Origin of the sequence: Nocardia farcinica, from assembly GCF_029867845.1 — a bacterium.
Classification (GTDB): domain Bacteria; phylum Actinomycetota; class Actinomycetes; order Mycobacteriales; family Mycobacteriaceae; genus Nocardia; species Nocardia farcinica_A.
This window is the reverse complement of the sequence record NZ_JARWRU010000494.1, coordinates 1-3,969: the sequence shown is the minus strand read 5'-3', so window position 1 is coordinate 3,969 and position 3,969 is coordinate 1. Positions and strand designations below refer to the sequence as shown.

The 3,969-nt window shown below is 69.3% G+C and carries 3 protein-coding genes; 1 reads left to right on the top strand and 2 read right to left on the bottom strand.

From position 1 onward, the window contains the following. Nucleotides 1-249: 249 nt before the first annotated feature. The gene (locus QH283_RS10785; RefSeq protein WP_280502878.1) at nucleotides 250-2,154 is read right to left on the bottom strand and encodes a glycosyltransferase; all 1,905 of its coding nucleotides are present in this window, start codon (nucleotides 2,152-2,154) and stop codon (nucleotides 250-252) included. 103 nt (nucleotides 2,155-2,257) lie between these two features. Beyond that, on the bottom strand, nucleotides 2,258-2,803 hold the full coding sequence (locus QH283_RS10780) for a GtrA family protein (protein WP_280502877.1): 546 nt from the start codon (nucleotides 2,801-2,803) through the stop codon (nucleotides 2,258-2,260). A 56-nt stretch (nucleotides 2,804-2,859) separates the two neighbouring features. Here QH283_RS10780 and QH283_RS10775 point away from each other — a divergent pair, with 56 nt between their 5' ends. Next, complete coding sequence (locus QH283_RS10775; RefSeq protein ID WP_280502876.1) at nucleotides 2,860-3,882, top strand: glycosyltransferase; 1,023 nt, start codon at nucleotides 2,860-2,862, stop codon at nucleotides 3,880-3,882. The last annotated feature ends 87 nt before the right edge of the window (nucleotides 3,883-3,969 follow it).

Here is a 3,969-nt window from a genome sequence, read left to right as displayed (position 1 = left end):
GGTGACGGGCCGCTTCCCACCGACCTGTTCCTCTCCCCCGCCGGGCTGGGCCGCGCGCGTCACCGCACGCGGCCCTGCCCCTTTCGGCCGTCGGTCGGCTGCCGGTAGCGACTCCAGCCGCGAGCGGAGCGCTTCCAGTTGTCGAATCCGGCCCTGCCGACCGGCGCGAGGATGCCGGCTTTCACCAGTTCGTCGCGTTGTCTCCGCAACATCGTCCGCCCAGCACCGGGGCCGGAGTCGCGGCCATGATCAGTCGGCCTTGATCCCGTAGAGCCGCTCCCAATTGGCGCGGCTGGTCAGCTCGGGCACGGCCGCGCGGTACTGCTCCTGGAGGGCGGGCAGTTCCTTGCGCAGCCGGCGCAGCACCCGGACGGTGCGCAGCAGCAGCGCCCTGGCCTTGGCCTTGTCGCGGCGGCGGATGCGCACGCCGGACTGGGAGGCGTCGGTGACCACCACGTGGTCGAACAGCGAGACGTGCCACCAGTGCGCGTCCTCGCGGGTGACCCCGATCAGGCCGTGCTGGGTGCGCCCGAACCACTGGTCCAGCGCCCGCTTGATCAGCACCAGCAGCGGGCGGCTCGGCTCGCCGATCGCCCGGCGGACGGTGATCTCGGCCTGGTTCACCGGCGCGGTGGCCGCGGGATGTTTGATCGTCTCCGGGTAGTCGGCGCGCTCGGCGCGGGCGGCGGCCAGCGCGGCGATGCCGCCGTCACGCAGCACCTTCGGACCCTCGAGGAAGTCCTCGATGCCCTGCAGGATGGTGTGCACCAGGCCGTACTGCATGGCCACCAGGTGCTCGGCGATATTGCGGAACAGCTGCTTGCTGATCTTGCCCACATCCAGATCGGTGTGCATCGAGCACACGATCAGCGAGTTGCGGGTGGAGAAGTAGCGCGCCCAGTCGTCGAAGTCCTTCCAGTAGAAGTCCGCGTGCCAGACCGCCGCGTTCGGCAGCGTGACGGTGACGAACCCGTGCTCGCGGGCCCGCACGCCGTACTCGACGTCGTCCCACTGGAAGAAGATGGGCAGCGGCAGGCCGATCTTCGCGACCACCTCGGCCGGGATCAGGCAGGTCCACCAGGCGTTGTAGCCCGCGTCGACGCGGCGCTCCTGGTTCTTCTTGAGCATGGATGTGTTGCGCAGCGCCTTGGGCACCCGCTGGCCGTGGCTGAGTTCGCCCAGGTGCACCTCCTCCGCGCCGACGTTCAGGTAGTCGGGATTGAGCAGGAACAGCATCTGCGCGCCGACCAGAGTCGGCTCCACCGTCATGTTGGCGAAGGCGTTCAGGCGCAGCACGGTCTCGGGCTCGCAGAGGATGTCGTCGTCCATGAGGATGACGTCGGCGTGCTCGTTGACCGCGGAGACCTCGTACAGGCCGCGGGTGAAACCGCCAGCGCCGCCGAGGTTGGGCTGGCGGATGTAGCGCAGCTTGTCGCCGAAGGTGGGCTCGACCTCCTGGAAGCGGGGGCGATCGGCCACCAGGTCGGTGCCCTGGTCGACCACGTAGACCGCGTCGATGGCGGCCAGCACGGTCGGATCGCCCGCCAGCGCGGCGACCGTCTCGGCGCAGTCGGCGGCGCGGTTGAAGGTGCAGATCGCGATGGCGACCGGGCGGATGCGCTCGGGGGCGGCGGTGGTCCACAGCACCTCCCCGACGCCGAGCTCGCCGCCGACCGCGGCGAACACGAGCCACAGCGCGCCGCCGTCGACGAACTGGTTCAGCGGGGCGCTGAGGGTGGCCACACCGCTGGAGGTGGTGGTGAGGCTGTCGACGATGCGGCGGTGCCCGGCGATGTCGGAGGCGACCAGGCGCACGCGAGCGCGACGGCCCACCTCGAGCGCCATGGTGACGGTCACCTCGGTGACGGTGGTCCAGCGCTGCCAGTAGCTGGCCGCGAACCGGCCGAAGTAGGTATTGGTGTGGAGGGTGACACCCTTGTCCAGCTGGATCGACAGCCGCTCGCGGGTCACCTTCCCGCCCTTGGCGACCGCGTAGAGCTCATCGCTGATCCTGGCCGAGGGACCGGTGAAGACCCCGCGCTGCACCACGAGCCGGTCGGGCGCGCGATGGTCGACGCGCAGCGCGGCCGGAGCGGCTGCGGCGATTCGGCGGTCATCGGATTCGGAAACGGCCTTGGTAGCCGACTGGTCCATGAAGTCCTCGAAATTCAACTTGGTGCCGACGGGGACGAACCACACGCCCCGGATGCCGAGCGCGGCGTGGCCGAGAATATCAACCGTCGCGGGGGCGTGCGGGTCAGCGACCGGTGCGCTCGGCGGTTCGATCGCCGGTCTCGGGGAAAACGAACTTGCCATAGGCCCAGTACCGGAACACCACGGCAACGGCCTGGCCGACGAATGTGCCCGCGATATTGTCCGCCAACGGCGTCGACAGGCCGAGCACATATCGGGAAAAGGCCAGACAGCCCAGTTGCAACGCGATCGCGGCGACATTGAACAGGGCGTAGAGCAGATATTGCCGGACCGGATTGTCCGATTTCCGGTTTCCGTAGGTCCACCACTTGTTGCCGAAATAGGTGACCACGGTGGCGAACGCGATCGCGATGATCTTGGCGGGCAGCGGGGAGTGATACATCACACCTTCGCCGCCCCAGAACACGAGCAGGTTGTACATACCCGCGTCGGCGAGGAAACCGATTCCGCCCACCACCAGGAACGCACTGCCCTTGCGCAGCGCGGCGGCGTCGATGGTGCGCGAACAGACCCGGTCTTCCCCCGGTTCGGGTGCGGATGCGGCCGCCGAGAGCTCGGCCGGTGGGACAGCGGGGTCGGGGTAGGACACCTCGGCGACGGTACCCCAGCCGTGTACCCTCCCCCGTGTTCCCCTTCGCCCCCGAGATGAGGATCGTGACCCGGGTGGACTCCACCGACCTTCGCATCGCCGCAGTGGTCCCCTGCCACAACGAAGAGGCCGCCGTCGCCAAGGTCGTCACCGACCTGCGCGCGGCCGTGCCGGGCATCGTCGTCTACGTCTACGACAACCTGAGCACCGATCGCACCGTCGAGCGGGCACTCGAGGCGGGCGCCATCGTGCGTCACGAGCACACCAAGGGCAAGGGCAATGTGGTCCGGCGCGCCTTCGCCGACATCGAGGCCGACGTCTACCTGATGATCGACGGCGACGACACCTACGACGCCTCGGCCGCGCCGTGGCTGATCGAGAAACTGCTGTCGGGCCCGTACGACCACGTGCTCGGAGTGCGCAGGCAGGACGAGGGCGCCTCGGCCTATCGCGCGGGCCACGAGACCGGCAACAAGGTGCTCAACGGCGTGGTCGGCAAGGTGTTCGGCGAGAACGTCGAGGACATGCTCTCCGGGTACCGGGTGTTCTCCCGCCGCTTCGTCAAGAGCTTCCCCGCTGTCTCCCGCGAGTTCGAGATCGAGACCGAGCTGACCGTGCACGCGCTGCAACTGCGGGTGCCGCAGACCTCGGTGCCGGTGGGCTTCCGCGACCGTCCCGCTGGCAGCGAGTCCAAACTGCGCACCTACCACGACGGCTTCAAGATCCTCTCGCTGATCGTCGGCCTGGCCCGTCATGAGCGCCCGGTGGCCTTCTACGGCCTGGCGGGCACCCTGGCCTGGCTGCTGTCGGTGATCCTGACGACGCCGATCGTCATCGAGTTCACCCGCACCGGCGAGGTGCCGCGCTTCCCGACCCTGTTCCTCGGCTTCACGCTGCTGCTGCTGGGCAGCCTGGCCTGGACCGCGGGCATGGTGCTCGACGGCATCCGGCGCGGCCGCTACGAGGCCTCGCGCCTGAGCTACCTGCGCTATCCGGCGGTCGGCGCGGATGTCTCCGGCAGGGGCGCCGCCGGTGAGCGCACCACCCGCGTGCTGCGCGAAGACGAGGCCACGCTGTGAGTGGCGCCACCGAATCCGGCGTCGCGGACAAGGATTCGGCCGAGGCGTCCGCGCGGGCCACGGAAGCGGCCGCGACCGTGACGGATT